Origin of the sequence: Necropsobacter rosorum (assembly GCF_964241405.1) — a bacterium.
GTDB lineage: Bacteria > Pseudomonadota > Gammaproteobacteria > Enterobacterales > Pasteurellaceae > Necropsobacter > Necropsobacter rosorum.
Window position 1 is genome coordinate 203,796 of the sequence record NZ_CAXSXF010000002.1, and the last position, 15,436, is coordinate 219,231.

Genomic DNA, 15,436 nt, shown 5'->3' on the forward strand with positions numbered 1-15,436 from the left:
ACATAACCTATGAAAAAAACCTTGTTAGCAGCAACCTTACTGGCTAGCATTTTAACCGCCCCGTCCGCATTGGCGTTTAAAGAATATCCGATCGGCGAAGCGGTGACCATGAATGAAATGGAAATCGCCGCGGTTTATCTGCAACCGGTGGATATGGAGCCGCGCGGCATGGGGCTGTCGGCCAAAGATTCCGACATTCACCTCGAAGCGGATATTCATGCTACCAAAGGTAATAAAAACGGATTCGGCGAAGGCGAATGGATGCCGTATCTGACGATTAACTACACGCTGGTCAATACCGATACCGGTGAAAAACAGGAAGGCACCTTCATGCCGATGGTCGCCGGCGACGGCCCGCACTATGGCGCCAATATTAAAATGATGGGCGTCGGTAACTATAAACTGACTTATCATATCGATCCGCCGCCGAAAGCGGGGATGCATCGTCATACCGACGAAGAAACCGGCGTGGGTCGCTGGTGGAAACCGTTTGATGTCAATTATGAATTTAAGTTTACCGGCTTAAATTAATGACGGAGACAGGCGCGGACAGCGGTTCGCGCTTCAATTGATCGCATAAACAGACACCTGTCGCATAAGGTGTTTTGTCGTTTTAGAAGAAAACGAATTTTTATCTCCCGGCGGTAACGGAACGATTATGAATTATTACTTTGTCTTTCTCTTACAGGCTATTTTGCCGCTTGCCGTGTTACTCGGCTGCAACTGGGCAAACTATGCCGACATCAAATTAAAAAAACTGGTATGGCTCAGCCTGTCAGGCTTTGCGTTGGGAATAGTGATTTGTTTAAACTACCCTGCCGGCCAACAGGCTAATCTGGCGCTGAATCTGGTGCTGCTTGCCGCATTCGTGCTGTTTTATGTCAGCCAGTTTTTCCGTTCCGCCCCGCTGGCTTACGGCTGGCAGTTTATCTTTTGTCTTATCGCTGGCATTCTGTGGGCGAAAGATCCGAATATTGAAGCCATCACCAATACCGATGTGATCAATACGGATTTTATTCTGCATGTAAGTGCGGTCGTTTTAGGTCTGTTTTTCTGCATTTTTATTATCGCATGGCTGAATATTCTGTTTAAACAAAGTCAAACTCCGCCAAAACTGACCGCACTTCGTCCGCTTGTCATCACGCTTGTCACCCTTTTGCTGATTACGCCGCTTATCGGTGAGCTCTTATTGACCCTGATGAAACTGCAAGTCATTGAACTAACTAAAATGCGTTTAAGTTTTGTCGCCAAGGCCGGCAATGTAACGACCTTTTTCAATTATATCAACGGCGTTATTCTGTGTTGCGTGCTGATTTGCTTTATCTGCGCAGTATATGCGCCGCGCCGTGCCGCCGTGCAAGCAGAAAACCACCCCATTGAAAAACGCAAAAAAGCGGCGTTGTTGCGCAATGCCAAACGTACGCTCGTCTGGGGATTGGCGGCGCTGCTGATTCTGCTGAGCGCGCAGCTTTACTGGGATAAAGTCGCTTCGCAGCCGCCGCGCCTTTCCGAAGCCACGCCGGTATCGCTGGATCAGGATGAAAATATCCGTATTCCGGTCGAGCAGGTCAAAGACGGCAAACTGCACCGTTTCGTCTGGATCGCCGGCGACGGTAAAGCGGTGCGCTTTTTTATCATCAATCGTTCCAATAAAACCGTCAGTCTTGCCGCAGTGTTCGACGCCTGCATTTTGTGCGGCGATCAGGGCTATGTGATGGAAGGCGATCAAGTGGTTTGCGTCGGTTGCGGCGTGCGTATGTTTATCCCGTCCATCGGTAAACCGGGCGGCTGCAATCCCGTCCCTATCGAAAACTGGCAGCAAACCGCACACGAGGTGATCATCAGCCGCAAAAGTCTGGAAGACGGTTTAAATTATTTCTCCACCATTGTTGAGCTGGAAGTGGTCGATCCGGTGGACGGCAGCAAACTGAAAAACACCACCACAGAATATAAATATACCCACCAAGGCAAAACCTATTTCTTTGCCAGCGAGCAGAATCTTAACCGCTTCCGCGACGCGCCGGAGCAGTATTTACCGGCAACGGGAGGACAGCACTGATGTTGACCCGTATGCTATTTCAATCCTGGCGGCACGGCTTAAAGCGCAAACTGCTGGCGATCATCACCATTTTTCTGGCGGCGGGACTGGTTTCCGCCCTGCTTGCCGTTTCTATCGACATCGGCGATAAAATGGCGCGCGAGCTGAAATCCTACGGCGCCAATATTCTGGTCGAGCCCGCCAGCAGCGCCGTGCTGCCTGACGATGTCAACGGCAGCAGCGCCCTTTCCACCCAAGATTTTCTGGATCAGAAAGAATTGCCGAATGTGAAAGATATTTTCTGGCGCAATAATATCGTCGGTTTCGCCCCGTTGCTGAGCGCCGAGGTGGAAGCAGAAAATCTGTCGCAGCACAAACAGCAAAGCGTTGCGGTGCTGGGCACATTTTTTGATCATCACATCGCCATTCCCGACGAAGAGGATTATCACACCGGTCAGCGCATTATCAGCCCTTACTGGCAAGTGGAGGGAGACTGGGTGGACGACAGCCGCGATCAATTCGGCGAGTTTGTGCCGGCGCTGATCGGCGCGCAGCTGGCGAAATCCAGCGGCTGGAAAATCGGTGATCGGGTGGCATTATATTATCATGAAGGCGACAGCCGGCGCAGTATCCGCATCGCGTTAAGCGGTATCCTGTCCACCGGCGGCAATGAAGATCAGCAACTCGTGCTGCCCTTAAGTGCGGTGCAAAATCTGCTGGATTTAGAGGGCAAAATTCAGGGTATTAAAGTTTCCGCGCTGACCGTGCCGGAAAACGAACTGTCACGCAAAGCCCGCGCCAATGCCGATGCGCTGGCGGCGGAAGAATACGATCGTTGGTATTGCACCGCTTATGTCTCCTCCATTTCTCATCAATTGGAAGAAGCCATTTCCGGCGCTGTCGTGCGGCCGATCTGGCAGGTGGCGGCCTCGGAAGGCGTGGTGATTGAAAAAATTCAGTTACTGCTGGCGGTGGTGACCGTCGCCGCGTTAATCGCAGCGGCAATGGGGATCGCCTCACTGATGACCACCACCATTATCGAACGCGGCAAAGAAATCGGTCTGATGAAAGCGCTGGGCGCTTATCAATGGCAAATCGTATTGCTGTTTTATTGCGAAGCGGTGATCAGCGCGCTAATCGGCGGCATACTGGGCTGTGCGGCGGGTTGGGGATTGGCGAAATTTATCGGCATTACCCTGTTCGGCGCACCGCTCAGTTTCGCTTGGATCGTTATTCCCTGCGTACTGGTTTTGTCGGTGGTCATCGCCTTAGTCGGCACTTGGTTCCCGGCACACCGCATCGCACGCTTATATCCGGTGGAGGTGCTGTATGGCCGTCAATAGTGCAAAGGCGATGTTTTGGCGCTTGATTTTCAGCGCTTTACGGCTGCGCCTGCAACGGGTGTTGATTATTTTTGCCGCGCTGACCGTCGGCGCCAGTATCGTCACCGCCATGGCGGCAGTCTATTTTGACATTAATACCAAAATGAGCCAGGAGCTGCGCACGTTCGGGGCCAATTTTTATATCGGTTCCAGCAGCAGCGGCCTGATCAACGAACGCGAAATCAAACAGATTCTGCACCATGCGCCGCCCGCGCTGATTACGGCGGCAAGCCCTTATCTTTATGGCGTAGCCCGCGCCGATTTAGAAAAAATCGTGCTGATGGGCGTATGGTTTGAAGATATGCGCACGCTGGCGCCGTACTGGCAAATCAACGGGTCGGCCATCGGCGTGAATTTCGACCAACGCAACGCGATGATCGGCAAAACCCTGGCAGAACGGCTCAATCTCAAGGTCGGCAGTAAAATTACGCTCAGTAAAAACGCCGTTGAAAAACATACCTTTAACATTAAAGCGATCGTCGAAAGCGGCGATGCCACGGACAACATGCTGATTGTCAGTCTGGAATTTGCGCAGGATTGGCTGGAAAAAGACGGGCTGGTCACCAACGCGCTGCTGAATGTGAAAAACGATCAGGGGCAGGTGGAACAATTCGCCGCCCGCCTCCAACAGCGTTATCCCGATCTGGAAATCCGCCCGATTCGCAAAGTATCGGCATCGGAGGGGCAGATTCTGAATAAAATTAAAGGGCTGATGGGCTTAATTTCACTGGTGATTCTGGTGCTGGCAACGCTGTGCGTCAATACCACGCTGATTGCTATCGTCGGCGAGCGGGCGAAAGAATTCGCCCTGCAAAAAGCGCTCGGCGCCCGGCCGCAGGATATTATCCGCCAAATCGGCACCGAGATTCTGATTATCGCCATCTGCGCCATCGTCGCCGGGCTTATCATCGGTTATCTGCTGGCGCAAGTACTTGGCATCACCGTCTTTAAGGCTTATATTGATATGCGCCTGCCGGTGATTCCGATTACCGTCCTGCTTTCCTTAATTGTGGCGTTTATCGCGGTTATCGTACCGACCCGCCGGGCGCTGCAAATCCAAATGGCCAATGTATTAAAAGGCGAATAATAATGACTAATTATGTAATCGAAACTCAGCATCTGTATAAAAGATTCGGTCAGGTGACCGCACTTGAAGATATTAATATTCAAATAGCCGAAGGCGAATTCGTCGCCATTATGGGCGCCTCCGGTTCGGGCAAAACGACGCTGATGAACATTCTGACCGGTCTGGATACCGCCAGCGCAGGCAAGGTGATGTTAGACGGCATTGATGCCGCGCAACTTGATGAAAGCGGACGGCAGCGTTTCCGGGCGGAAAAAATCGGTCTGGTTTTTCAACAGTTTCACTTAATTCCTTACCTGACCGCGCTGGAAAACGTGATGCTGGCGCAGCATTATCACAGCGTGGTGGACGAAGCGGCCGCCAAAGCCGTGCTGCAACAGGTGGGGCTGGAACACCGTATCGATCACCGGCCGAGTCAGCTTTCCGGCGGCGAACAGCAACGGGTTTGCATTGCCCGCGCCCTGGTTAATCAACCGCCGGTCATTTTTGCTGACGAACCGACCGGCAATCTGGATGAAAAAAATGAAAAACTGGTGCTGGATCTGCTAACGACGCTGAATCGACAAGGCCGCACCGTCGTGATGGTCACGCATAATCCGGAACTGGGAAAACTGACCGATCGCACCATTTTTCTGCAACACGGCAAATTTTTACGCGAAGAACATAATCACTCATGACGAAACCTTATTTGTTGCGCAAAACCCTGCTGATAAGTGCGGTGATTTTCGGCTTAGTTTCCTGTAAAGACGACATTGCCGAGGTCGGCGCGCAGGCACCGGAGATTGCGGTGTTCGATCTGCAAGGCAATGCAGTGCATCTGGCCGATCTGCACGGCAAAATGATATTGCTCAATTTTTGGTCAGAAACCTGCGGCGCCTGCATTTTCGAACTGAAAACATTGCAGAAACTGGCACAGCGCCATCCGGCCAAAATGCAGATTTTAGCCGTGAATATCGACGGTGAAAAAAGCGATACCGCCGCGGTGGCAGAACATCATCAGATTCAGCTGTCGATCGTGAAGGATCAACTGCATATCACCGCCGAACGCTACGGGTTGGTCGGCACGCCAACCTCCTTTGTCATTGACCCGAACGGCAAAATCCTTTATAAATTCGAGGGGTTAATTCCCGACGAGACCCTACAACAACTGTTTAAAGGCTGATAATGAAAACACGCTACTCTATCCTGACATTACTACTGACATCCTCTCTGGCCGCCAGCGTACAGGCGGACACTAATCTTGAGCGCGGCAAACGTCTGTTTAATCAAAGCTGCGCCATCTGCCACGGCAAACAAGGCGAAAAATCCGCCTTAAATCAATCCATCCACATTAATACGCTGAAAACTGACGAAATTATCACCGCACTTGAAAAACGCAAAGCCGGAGAAATCGTCGGCGCCGGCAACGCCGCCAAATCCCGTCTCAATCCTGAAGATATGCAGGCCGTCGCCGATTATATTCAGAGTTTGAAATAAGGCTCGGCGGGCGCCTTTGCGCCCGTTTTCTCTTTCTATATACAAATTGAAACAAGAATAATTTTCATTTATAATTCAGCGATTCAAATCAAGTAATCATCAACGGTGAATCGCAGTGTTTCAACTCAATCAGGTTTTCTTTTCGATTTCCGACCGCACTTTACTGGCGCCTACCACGCTGTCTTTGCAAACCGGCAAAGTTTACGGGCTTATCGGACATAACGGTTCAGGCAAATCCACGTTGCTTAAACTGATGGCACGCCAGCAGCCGGCAAGCGGCGGAGAAATTCTGCTCGCCGGTAAACCACTCGGCAATTGGCATCATCGCGATTTTTCCAAACAGGTTGCCTATTTACCGCAACACTTGCCTTTAGGTACCAGTCTGACAGCCGTCGAATTGGTGGGTATGGGGCGTTATGCCTGGAATGGTTTGTTCGGGCGCAAAACTGAAACGGATCAGCTGGCAATACGGCGCGCCATGCAACTGACCCGGACGGAAAAATTTACCCAACAATTTGTTGATACTCTGTCGGGTGGTGAGCGCCTGCGCGTCTGGCTGGCGATGTTATTGGCGCAGCAAAGCCGCTTTTTATTGCTGGATGAACCCCTTGCGCCGCTGGATATTGCTCATCAGGTGGAGGTAATGCAATTGTTGTACAACCTGAGCCGGGAGTTAAATCTCGGCGTTGTGATCGTGATTCATGATATTAATCTGGCGGCACGCTTTTGTGATCAACTTATCGCATTGCACAGCGGCCGCATACTGGCGCAAGGAAACGCGCGTCAAATCGTCAATACCGAATCATTACAGGCAATTTACGGGATTCGGCTTAATGTTATCGATCATCCTCATTGTGATCGTCCGGTGAGTTTTTATTGATATGCGTTACATGCTGCTTTTTATCTTCGGCTGGCTGCCCTTGTTGGTACAAGGAATACAAACACCATCGCACAGCGCTTATGCCACTCTTGACTGGACGGTGGCGGAAACCCTTATCGCGTTAGAACAACCGCCGCTGGCGATGGGCGAGGTGAAAAGTTATCAACGCTGGGTCATAAAGCCCGAACTGCCGGATACGCTGATCGATCTCGGTATTCGTATGCAGCCTAATCCTGAACAAATACTGGCCTTATCGCAAATGTTACAGGGTAAACCGCTTTCTTTTATTAACAGCAGTTTTTATGCTTCTGTGACGCCAATCTTAGAAAGATTTGCGACCGTGGAAACGGTCGATTTTTACCGGCCGGGTAATGCGTGGCAAAATATTATCCGCGCCACCTATCAAATCGCACGCTTGATTGGCAAAACCGAAAATGCGGATCGGTTACTGAACCGATTTCAACAAAAACTCGCCCAAATCCGACCGCTCTTACAACGCTTTACTGATCGCCCGATCATTTTGGTGCAGTTTATTGATACCCGCCATTTACGCATTTATGCCGAAAACAGTCCTTTCGGCGCGGTGTTACAGCAACTCGGTTTTCACAACGCCTGGCAGGGCGAACATAATGATTGGGGTTTTCAGACTATTGAGGTGACACAGCTGGCGGCATTTCCCGCCAACAGTCGATTTGTCGTTATAAAACCTTATCCGGCCGATATTGCCACCGCACTGCGGCATAATACCCTGTGGCAACATCTCGGCATGGCACAGGACCCGCTGATTCTGCCCGCAGTGTGGACGTTCGGCGCTATTCCTTCAGCGCAGCGTTTTACCGAGTTACTGGCGCACGGTTTATTGCACGGAGGCGAAGCATGGTAAAAAATCAGCGTTTATTTTTCTGTGCGTTAAGTTTAATTTTCGTGATGCTGCTAATCACGTTATTAACGCGCCAGTTACCGGATAATCAATCCTTATGCGCGCTTTTTCTGCCGAGCGAATCGCTGGAACTGTTACTGCTGCAAAGCTATACCTTACCGCGTATCTGTATCGCCCTTCTCGCCGGCGGTATATTGGGCAGCGCCAGCCTTTTATTGCAGCAGGTCAGTGCAAATCCGTTGGCTTCCGATAACACCATCGGTATCAGCGCCGGAGCGCAATTCAGCCTGTTTGTCTGTGCAATTTTTATGCCGGACTGGCTGGAAAAAGGCACAAGTTTTATTGCCGTGATCGGTGCCGGTCTGAGTCTGCTCTTAGTGTTGGCGCTGGCATGGCGGAAAACCATGTCGCCCTTATTATTAATTCTGGCCGGTTTAGTGGTAAATCTTTATTTTGGTTCTTTCAGCGCCATGATGATGTTGTTTTATCCCGAAGAAAGCCGCGGTTTAGCCCAATGGGGTGCGGGTTCGCTGGTACAGGAAAGCTGGCGCGACAATCAATGGCTGTTTATGCAATCCTTACCTTTATTCGTACTGATCGCGTTGTTGCAACGGCCGTTCGCCATGTTGTCGCTAAACGAAGACAATGCGCGCAGTCTGGGTGTGCCGGTCGGCCGCCTGCGTTTTATCGGCATTCTTATCAGTGCATATTTAATCGCAGCCGTGGTCAGTGCGGTGGGCATGCTGGGTTTTATCGGGTTAGCCGCGGCAACGCTGGTGCGCCAGTTAGGCATTCGTACCTTCCCGCGCCGCCTTATCGGCGCATTTACTGTCGGCGCCTTATTGTTGAGTATCACGGACTTATCGCTGCAATTACTCACCTTGTTCAAACAAATTAATTTACCGACCGGCGCTGTCACCTCATTATTAGGTACGCCGTTGCTGCTATGGCTGATGTTCAAAACTTTACCTGACGACGGACGGATTTTGCAAACGCCATATCAAATCAAACGAATATTTAAACCGCACTATCCGATTATCCTGAGCCTGATATTATTCTCCGCCGTAGGCATCGCGCTTAGCCTCGGCAAAAGCGGTAACCAATGGCATTGGTCAGCCTTTTCCGATCCGTTATTGGCACTGCGTTATCCGCGCATTCTGACCGCCGCCGCAGTGGGCGTGTTATTAGCCACTGCCGGCGTACTCATGCAGCGCCTGACCTTAAATCCAATGGCAAGCCCGGAGCTGTTGGGGGTATCTTCCGGCACCGGTATGGGTATTTTGGTCGCCTTATTTTTCTTTTCCGCCATCCGGCCGGCGACCTTTTGGGCGGCAGGGATCATCGGTGCAATCATCGCATTATTTATATTAAGCGCCATAAATCAACGCAACGGCATGCGGCCGGAAAAAGTGCTGTTGACCGGAATAAGTTTATCGGCGCTGTTCAGTACGCTGCAAAGCATCGCGATCGCCGGCGGTGATCCGCGTGTCAGTCAGTTGATCGCCTGGACATCAGGTTCCACGCAGCAGACAGATTTTACATTCGCTTTACCGTTTTTCTTCCTCACTCTCGGTCTATTGGCGTTGAGTCTGATTTTCTCACGCTGGCTGGAATTGCTGGCATTACAGGCACCGATCGCACAATCGCTGGGGTTAAACCTGTTGCAGACACGGCGAGTTTTGATTCTATTCAGTGCGCTGTTAACCGCACTTGCAACATTGATTATCGGTCCGTTAAGTTTTATCGGCTTATTGGTACCGCACTTAACCCGATTCTTAGGGGTAGCCAAGGCGTCGCGACAAATTCTGTTTTCCGCCTTATTGGGTTGTTTGATTATGATCATCGCCGATTGGTTCGGACGTCAAATCTTATTTCCTTATGAAATCCCCGCCGGTTTGGTCGTCACCTTAATCGGCGGCTCCTATTTCTTAATTGCAATGCGAAAAATTTAACCCTCTACGGCAAATGCCGTGTTTTATTTTACTTACTATAGGAAAGCTAACATGAACAAAACATGTATTTATACCGGCGTTGCAGGCGCTGTGCTGCTTGCACTTAATTCCGCCTATGCGGAAGACAAACGGGAAGGACTGGAAGCAATTGAAGTCGTCGGTTCCGTAGTTAAAAGCGGCAAAGTGGAATATCTGTCGCCGAAATCCGTCAATACTATCGACAGTCGGCAGATCGCTGATATGGCCGTCAGCCAGCTTGATGCCGCATTACGTTATGAATCGGGTACCTCCGCCCAAACTTATGGTGCGGATCTAGATGACAGCGATTGGTTAAAAATCCGTGGTTTCGACGCCACCGTCACGCTTGACGGTTCTTCCTTTTATAAAGGCGGGTATTCCGGCTGGAATCCGGATCTATACGGTTTTGAAACGATAGAGATTATCAAAGGCGCCGATTCCTTAACTTATGGTTCGGCCAAAACAGGCGGTCTGATAAACCTCGTCAGTAAACGACCGACTCAACAACCACAGGGCGAATTTAAAGCCAAAATAGGCAACCGTAGCGAACGCGGTTTAAGTCTGGATATCAGTGACAGCGCAGCGGATAATCTGCGTTATCGCTTAGTGGGTAATTATAATAAAAAACACGGCGAAACTAACGGCACCTGGCTGGAACGTTATTATTTTGCCCCAAGTCTGACCTGGGATATTTCTTCCCGTTCATCGTTAACCCTGCTTGCCAGCCTACAAAAGGATGTGGGCGTACCGACAACATCCTTTTATCCGCTGATCGGCACACTGGATACCTCTGCCGGCACAATCTCCCGTCGTACTAATCTTGGCGATCCGACGACAGATTATATGGATCGTAAAGAATATTCTGTCGGGTATGAATTTAAACACGATTTCGACAGCGATTTAATTTATACTCAAACCTACCGTTTTAACGCGGATGATCGCCGTCAATTGTCCGGCTATTACGGCTGGGTATCCGCATTTCCAATGATTCAGCAAGGTTCGCTGTTCGTCGATGTCCTGACCCGTAATCACACCTTTGACAACCGGTTAAGCAAAACCTGGCATTTTGACAGCGGTGAAAATACCTTGCTTGGCGGTATTGAATATAAACATAACAGTGCAAGCGGTAAATACGGCTATGGTTCGGGTAACGCGTTAAATGCGCTTGCACCGACTTATGCGGGAATCCCAGAACCGAACGTTAATCCTTATGAGGCGAAGCAACGCCAGTTAGGTTTCTATTTACAGGATCAACTCAATATCGCCAATTGGCGTTTTTCCGCCGGCTTGCGCCATGATCGCGCACGCGGCGATTCCGATACGTTCGGTAAAAAAGACAGTTATCGAAATAATGAAACTTCTTATTCCGGCGGCATGATGTATGTTGCCGAAAACAGATTATCACCTTATTTCAGTTATTCCGAATCATTCGAACCGGTTGTAGGAAATGACGGTCAAGGTAAACGTTATGAACCGCTGAAAGGCAAGCAATATGAAACCGGTATTAAATATCTGCCAAGCTTTATCGACGGGAAATTCTCCGTTGCCTATTTTCATCTTAAGGAAGAAAACGGTTTGGTACAGACCGGCGCAATTACGACGCAAGCAGGTAAACAACGCAGCCGCGGTGTTGAAGTCAACGGAGATTTCAATCTGACTGACAATATTACCATCGCGCTGGCTTATACCTATACCCGGGCCGAACAAGACAAAACCGACGGCACGGAGGTTCGCAAACCGCTGATTCCGCGGCATACGGCATCGGTTCGTACTGGTTATACCTTCAAACATAACAGGCTGGACGGATTGCTATTAGGCGCGGGATTCCGCTATATCGGCACATCCAATGATGAAATAGGCAATCCGGGATATAAGCTGCCGGCAGTCACGTTGTGGGATGTCATGCTGAAATATCCGCTGGCTCAAAACTGGGTACTACAGGCCAATATTTCCAATCTAACCAATAAAAAATACCTGTCAGGCTGTTATTACTCCTGCTACTACGGTGAAGGGCGCAAAGTGACAGCGGAAATTACCTATAAATGGTAAAAAAATCGACCGCACTTTGAAAGTGCGGTCGATTATTATCGTATTTCCGTCAGCTTCTGTGGAGAGTAAAAATCCGCTTATACTAAGCGGATATTATCGCTTGCCGTTAGGCCTGCGGGTGTCTTTCCGCCACTTCGGCTAACAAGGTTTGCAGCTCGCCTTGCTGGAACATTTCCAGCACGATATCGCAACCGCCGATTAACTCGCCTTCAACCCATAATTGCGGAAAGGTCGGCCAGTTGGCATATGCCGGCAGTTCGGCGCGGATATCCGGATGTTGCAGAATATCTACATAACCGAAAGGAACTTTGCAATTGATCAGCGCTTCCACCGCTCTGGCGGAAAAACCGCAAGACGGGAATTTCGGCGAGCCTTTCATATAAAGCAGAATCGGGTTTTCACTGATTTGTTTTTTGATTTTATCTAGGGTTTCCATAATCGTCCTCGTATCGAATGAAGTGCGCTGATTGTAGCATAAGCCCGGGCGGATACCAATAACCCGACCAACATAATCAACTATTACCAGCTACCGCCGGCACCGCCGCCGCCAAAACTACCGCCACCGAAGCCGCCGCCGGAACCACCGCCAAAACCGCCATCGCCGAATCCTCCGCCGATTCCGCGATTGCTGCGCCGCCCGATGGTGGACTGACGGCGCAGTATCTGCCCGTTGTGGTTATTGGTCGGGCTGATATAGGGCGTGTTACGCCAACGTATTTCCCCCAAAATCACGATCAGCACAAAAATTGCGATCATGATAAAGGGAATATATTCCCCCATATCGTTCTGCGCTTGCTGCGCGGGGTCAAATTCGCCTTTGCTGGCGGCGATAATCTCATCCAGACCGTTGCTGATTCCGCGTGCATAATTGCCCTGTTTGAATTGCGGGGTAATCTTGTTGCGGATAGTCTGCGATAAAAAAGCATCCGGCAATACGCCTTCCAGCCCCTGTCCGGTGGCGATAAAAATTTTGCGGTCGTTAACCGCAATCAGCATTAATACGCCGTTATTCAGCTGTTTACGCCCGATTCCCCATTTATCGCCCAACTCGAAAGCATATTGCGCGATATCATATTCGCCAGTGGTGGCAACCAGAACCACGGCTATCTGAGAGCTGGTTTCCTGCGAATAGGCAACCAGTTTGGTTTCCAGTTGCTGCTTTTCGTTCGCGGTTAAGCGATTCGTGTAGTCATTCACATAACGAAACGGGTTCGGTGCGGCGGGAAAATTCGCTGCCGAAGCCGTAACGCTGAGCAAAACGCAGAAAAAAACCACCGCACTTTGTATCCATTTAGTCATGAATGATCACCTCATTGTCCAATTCATTGCTATCGTCCGGCTGAACCGGAAAATGCAGCGCCAACTTATCGGCAATACGCGCAATGGTACGAACCACGCCCTCGGTATATTGATGTTGTCCGAAATCCGCCGTCATCAACGCACATTGCTGTCGCCAGAAATCGTCACCGACATATTGATGAATGCCCGAATCGCCGATCACTGCGCACTGATGATCCTTATACGCGATATAAATCAGCACGCCGTTATGCGCCTGCGTGGCATACATTTCCAGCTGTTCGAAAATCTGCAATGCCCGTTCGATTACGGACAATTTTCTATCCGCTTGCGTCATATGGCGTTCAATATAAACCCGCAACTCCGCCGAGGTTTGCGCTTCAAGGTGCGCTATTGCAGCTTCAATCTGTTGTTTTTCAAAGGGAAGGCTTGAGAATAACGGCATAATATCAACCGGCTTTTAGTTAAAACTGACCACAGGGGCGTTTTCCGAACCTGCTGCGGATTTAAAATAAGGTTTTTCTTTGAACCCTAAAAGCATTGCGGCCAGTTTGGTCGGGAACTGACGGACTTTCTGATTGTATTCGCGCGCCGCCGCATTAAACGTATTGCGTGCCACATTAATACGATTTTCGGTACCTTCCAGCTGCGCCTGTAAGTTCATAAAACCTTCATGCGCTTTTAATTCGGGATATCTTTCTACGCTAACCAGTAAACGAGACAGCGCAGATCCTACATTCGTCTGTTCCTGCTGGAATTGCGCCAGCTGTTCTTCCGTCATATTACTCGGATCAATTTTTGTCTGGCTCGCTTTCGCCCGCGCTTCAATAACCTGAGTTAAGGTTTCCTGTTCAAAATTCGCCTGACCTTTTACGGTATTGACTAAATTCGGAATTAAATCCGCACGGCGCTGGTATTGGGATTCTACATTAGCCCAAACCGAGTCGATTTTTTCTTCCGCCTGAACCAGACCGTTATAGCTACTCATTAAGGTAAAACCCGCCACAATGACGACAAGAATAACAACTAACCATTTTTTCATTTTATAGTTCCTTTACATTCACAATATGCATGCTTTAATTTTTATCTTCGGGCTCATCAAATTGAAACCCCTCAATACGACAAAAGACCTAAACTTTCGTTCAGGTCTTTTAATCAATTTACTAAAGCGTTAACAAAAAATTATTTGTTACCTTTAACAGCGATTTCTACACGACGGTCGTCAGCTAAACATGCGATTAACGCTTTGCGTGCTTTAACTGAATCACATTTGTTGCCTGTTACAGGGTTAGCTTTACCGTAACCGGTCGCAGAGATAGAACTTTGAGCAACACCTTTAGATACTAAGTAGTTAGCTACTGTATCTGCACGACGTTGAGATAATTTCAAGTTGTAAGCTTCGGAACCGATGCGGTCAGTATAACCGGCAACAGCAACCTGCGGAGCGTTCAATTGAGCGATTTCACCGTAGATACCGTCTAATACGCCCTGCGCTTCAGGTTTTAAGTTAGCTTTGTTGAAACCGAAAGTAACGTCTGAATTCAAAGAGAAAGTTTTGCTTACGATTTCAGGCGCAACAACCGGTGCGGCACCCTGACCGAAACGGTAAGATAAACCGGCAGTTACAGAACCGATCCATGGAGTATAGTCAACACGGTTACCGTGAGCGTCTTCTAATTTACCAACGCTGTTAACCCATTGATATTCAACGCGTAATGCTAATTCTGGTAATGATGGCAAGCTGTATTCAACACCCGCAGCGAATACTGGAGATACTTTCAGGCTGTGGTTGCGAACTAAGTCGTGGCTGTTGCCAACAGAATCAATTTCTTCGCCTTTTTTAGCTTTGTAGTCAGAACGGATTAATGCAGCACCTACACGACCGTAAACATCTAAGCCTTCTAACACTTCATAGCTACCTTTCAAGCTTAAGTGTGCACCGTGGTTAGTGTGTTTAGCTACAGTAACGCCTTCTTTACGTAATTTAGCACGACCAAAATCATCGTAGCCTAATTCCACAGCCAAACCTAAGTTGTCTTGGTTAAGAATTTGGTAACCGCCGAATACACCGTAAGTTACCGAGTTACGCAAATAACCGTAACCTGCGTCTTCAGCTTGTGTATAACCATCGTGGAAAGATGCCCAACCAGCTTTTGCACCAGCGTAGAAAGTGTTTGCTTGTGGAGCTGCTTGTGCTACTGAAGCTGCTGCTAAGCCAGCGATTGCTAATGCGATTGCAGTTTTTTTCATTTGGATGATCCTCTATTTAGTCATCAATAATATTAAAAATTAAAGTTCCATCTAAATTTAGCTGAAACCTAAACACGATTTAGTGTTATTTCGATCTTAAACCCTTTTTATAAAAAAACAAACTTTTTTTA

At 49.2% G+C, this 15,436-nt stretch carries 16 protein-coding genes; 11 read left to right on the top strand and 5 right to left on the bottom strand.

Features of this window, described 5'->3' with window-relative positions:
* The first annotated feature begins 9 nt into the window (after nt 1-9).
* From ACESOH_RS04965 to ACESOH_RS05015, 11 genes are all read left to right on the top strand, one after another.
* Complete coding sequence (locus ACESOH_RS04965) at nt 10-531, top strand: iron transporter (RefSeq protein ID WP_032092755.1); 522 nt, start codon at nt 10-12, stop codon at nt 529-531.
* A 127-nt stretch (nt 532-658) separates the two neighbouring features.
* Nucleotides 659-2,059, top strand: coding sequence for a Fe-S-containing protein (locus tag ACESOH_RS04970; RefSeq protein WP_373100101.1), 1,401 nt, complete (start codon nt 659-661; stop codon nt 2,057-2,059).
* The gene (locus tag ACESOH_RS04975) at nt 2,059-3,381 is read left to right on the top strand and encodes an ABC transporter permease (RefSeq protein WP_373100103.1); all 1,323 of its coding nucleotides are present in this window, start codon (nt 2,059-2,061) and stop codon (nt 3,379-3,381) included. Before ACESOH_RS04970 ends, ACESOH_RS04975 begins: the two co-directional genes overlap by 1 nt.
* Nucleotides 3,368-4,507, top strand: coding sequence for an ABC transporter permease (locus ACESOH_RS04980; RefSeq protein ID WP_373100105.1), 1,140 nt, complete (start codon nt 3,368-3,370; stop codon nt 4,505-4,507). The genes ACESOH_RS04975 and ACESOH_RS04980 overlap by 14 nt, the downstream gene beginning before the upstream one ends.
* Before the next feature lie 2 nt (nt 4,508-4,509).
* The gene (locus tag ACESOH_RS04985; RefSeq protein ID WP_032092759.1) at nt 4,510-5,181 is read left to right on the top strand and encodes an ABC transporter ATP-binding protein; all 672 of its coding nucleotides are present in this window, start codon (nt 4,510-4,512) and stop codon (nt 5,179-5,181) included.
* Nucleotides 5,178-5,666, top strand: a complete 489-nt coding sequence (locus ACESOH_RS04990; RefSeq protein ID WP_373100106.1) for a TlpA family protein disulfide reductase — start codon at nt 5,178-5,180, stop codon at nt 5,664-5,666. Before ACESOH_RS04985 ends, ACESOH_RS04990 begins: the two co-directional genes overlap by 4 nt.
* Nucleotides 5,667-5,668: 2 nt before the next feature.
* Nucleotides 5,669-5,980, top strand: a complete 312-nt coding sequence (locus ACESOH_RS04995; protein ID WP_032092761.1) for a c-type cytochrome — start codon at nt 5,669-5,671, stop codon at nt 5,978-5,980.
* Between the two features lie 115 nt (nt 5,981-6,095).
* Complete coding sequence (locus ACESOH_RS05000) at nt 6,096-6,860, top strand: ABC transporter ATP-binding protein (RefSeq protein ID WP_373100108.1); 765 nt, start codon at nt 6,096-6,098, stop codon at nt 6,858-6,860.
* Nucleotide 6,861: 1 nt separating this feature from the next.
* On the top strand, nt 6,862-7,743 hold the full coding sequence (locus ACESOH_RS05005) for an iron-siderophore ABC transporter substrate-binding protein (RefSeq protein ID WP_373100109.1): 882 nt from the start codon (nt 6,862-6,864) through the stop codon (nt 7,741-7,743).
* Nucleotides 7,737-9,692, top strand: a complete 1,956-nt coding sequence (fhuB, locus tag ACESOH_RS05010; RefSeq protein ID WP_373100110.1) for a Fe(3+)-hydroxamate ABC transporter permease FhuB — start codon at nt 7,737-7,739, stop codon at nt 9,690-9,692. Before ACESOH_RS05005 ends, fhuB begins: the two co-directional genes overlap by 7 nt.
* 51 nt (nt 9,693-9,743) lie before the next feature.
* Nucleotides 9,744-11,759 (top strand): TonB-dependent siderophore receptor, encoded by a 2,016-nt coding sequence (locus ACESOH_RS05015; RefSeq protein WP_373100111.1) that lies wholly within the window; start codon nt 9,744-9,746, stop codon nt 11,757-11,759.
* A gap of 106 nt (nt 11,760-11,865) precedes the next feature.
* On the opposite strand, the gene grxD is transcribed toward ACESOH_RS05015, so the two are convergent.
* The 5 genes from grxD to ompA all read right to left on the bottom strand — a co-directional run bounded on the left by grxD (nt 11,866) and on the right by ompA (nt 15,305).
* Complete coding sequence (grxD, locus tag ACESOH_RS05020; RefSeq protein ID WP_032092766.1) at nt 11,866-12,195, bottom strand: Grx4 family monothiol glutaredoxin; 330 nt, start codon at nt 12,193-12,195, stop codon at nt 11,866-11,868.
* A gap of 83 nt (nt 12,196-12,278) precedes the next feature.
* A complete protein-coding gene (locus ACESOH_RS05025) occupies nt 12,279-13,058 on the bottom strand; it encodes a TPM domain-containing protein (protein WP_373100113.1) in 780 nt (259 codons plus the stop codon).
* A complete protein-coding gene (locus tag ACESOH_RS05030) occupies nt 13,051-13,500 on the bottom strand; it encodes a TPM domain-containing protein (protein WP_373100114.1) in 450 nt (149 codons plus the stop codon). Before ACESOH_RS05030 ends, ACESOH_RS05025 begins: the two co-directional genes overlap by 8 nt.
* Nucleotides 13,501-13,515: 15 nt before the next feature.
* Entirely contained in the window at nt 13,516-14,097 is a 582-nt protein-coding gene (locus tag ACESOH_RS05035; protein WP_032092769.1) for a LemA family protein, read from the bottom strand.
* 140 nt (nt 14,098-14,237) lie between these two features.
* Nucleotides 14,238-15,305, bottom strand: a complete 1,068-nt coding sequence (gene ompA / locus ACESOH_RS05040) for a porin OmpA (protein WP_032092770.1) — start codon at nt 15,303-15,305, stop codon at nt 14,238-14,240.
* Nucleotides 15,306-15,436 lie beyond the last annotated feature (131 nt).

Excerpts from the sequence above, each read along its gene's own strand:
- ACESOH_RS04975 (WP_373100103.1), top strand. The coding sequence starts at position 2,059 with ATGTTGACCCGTATGCTATTTCAATCCTGGCGGCACGGCTTAAAGCGC.
- fhuB (WP_373100110.1), top strand. The coding sequence starts at position 7,737 with ATGGTAAAAAATCAGCGTTTATTTTTCTGTGCGTTAAGTTTAATTTTC.
- ACESOH_RS04970 (WP_373100101.1), top strand. The coding sequence starts at position 659 with ATGAATTATTACTTTGTCTTTCTCTTACAGGCTATTTTGCCGCTTGCC.
- ACESOH_RS04990 (WP_373100106.1), top strand. The coding sequence starts at position 5,178 with ATGACGAAACCTTATTTGTTGCGCAAAACCCTGCTGATAAGTGCGGTG.
- ompA (WP_032092770.1), bottom strand. The coding sequence starts at position 15,305 with ATGAAAAAAACTGCAATCGCATTAGCAATCGCTGGCTTAGCAGCAGCT.
- ACESOH_RS04985 (WP_032092759.1), top strand. The coding sequence starts at position 4,510 with ATGACTAATTATGTAATCGAAACTCAGCATCTGTATAAAAGATTCGGT.
- ACESOH_RS05015 (WP_373100111.1), top strand. The coding sequence starts at position 9,744 with ATGAACAAAACATGTATTTATACCGGCGTTGCAGGCGCTGTGCTGCTT.
- ACESOH_RS05035 (WP_032092769.1), bottom strand. The coding sequence starts at position 14,097 with ATGAAAAAATGGTTAGTTGTTATTCTTGTCGTCATTGTGGCGGGTTTT.
- ACESOH_RS04965 (WP_032092755.1), top strand. The coding sequence starts at position 10 with ATGAAAAAAACCTTGTTAGCAGCAACCTTACTGGCTAGCATTTTAACC.
- ACESOH_RS04995 (WP_032092761.1), top strand. The coding sequence starts at position 5,669 with ATGAAAACACGCTACTCTATCCTGACATTACTACTGACATCCTCTCTG.
- ACESOH_RS05025 (WP_373100113.1), bottom strand. The coding sequence starts at position 13,058 with ATGACTAAATGGATACAAAGTGCGGTGGTTTTTTTCTGCGTTTTGCTC.
- ACESOH_RS05005 (WP_373100109.1), top strand. The coding sequence starts at position 6,862 with ATGCGTTACATGCTGCTTTTTATCTTCGGCTGGCTGCCCTTGTTGGTA.
- ACESOH_RS04980 (WP_373100105.1), top strand. The coding sequence starts at position 3,368 with ATGGCCGTCAATAGTGCAAAGGCGATGTTTTGGCGCTTGATTTTCAGC.
- grxD (WP_032092766.1), bottom strand. The coding sequence starts at position 12,195 with ATGGAAACCCTAGATAAAATCAAAAAACAAATCAGTGAAAACCCGATT.
- ACESOH_RS05030 (WP_373100114.1), bottom strand. The coding sequence starts at position 13,500 with ATGCCGTTATTCTCAAGCCTTCCCTTTGAAAAACAACAGATTGAAGCT.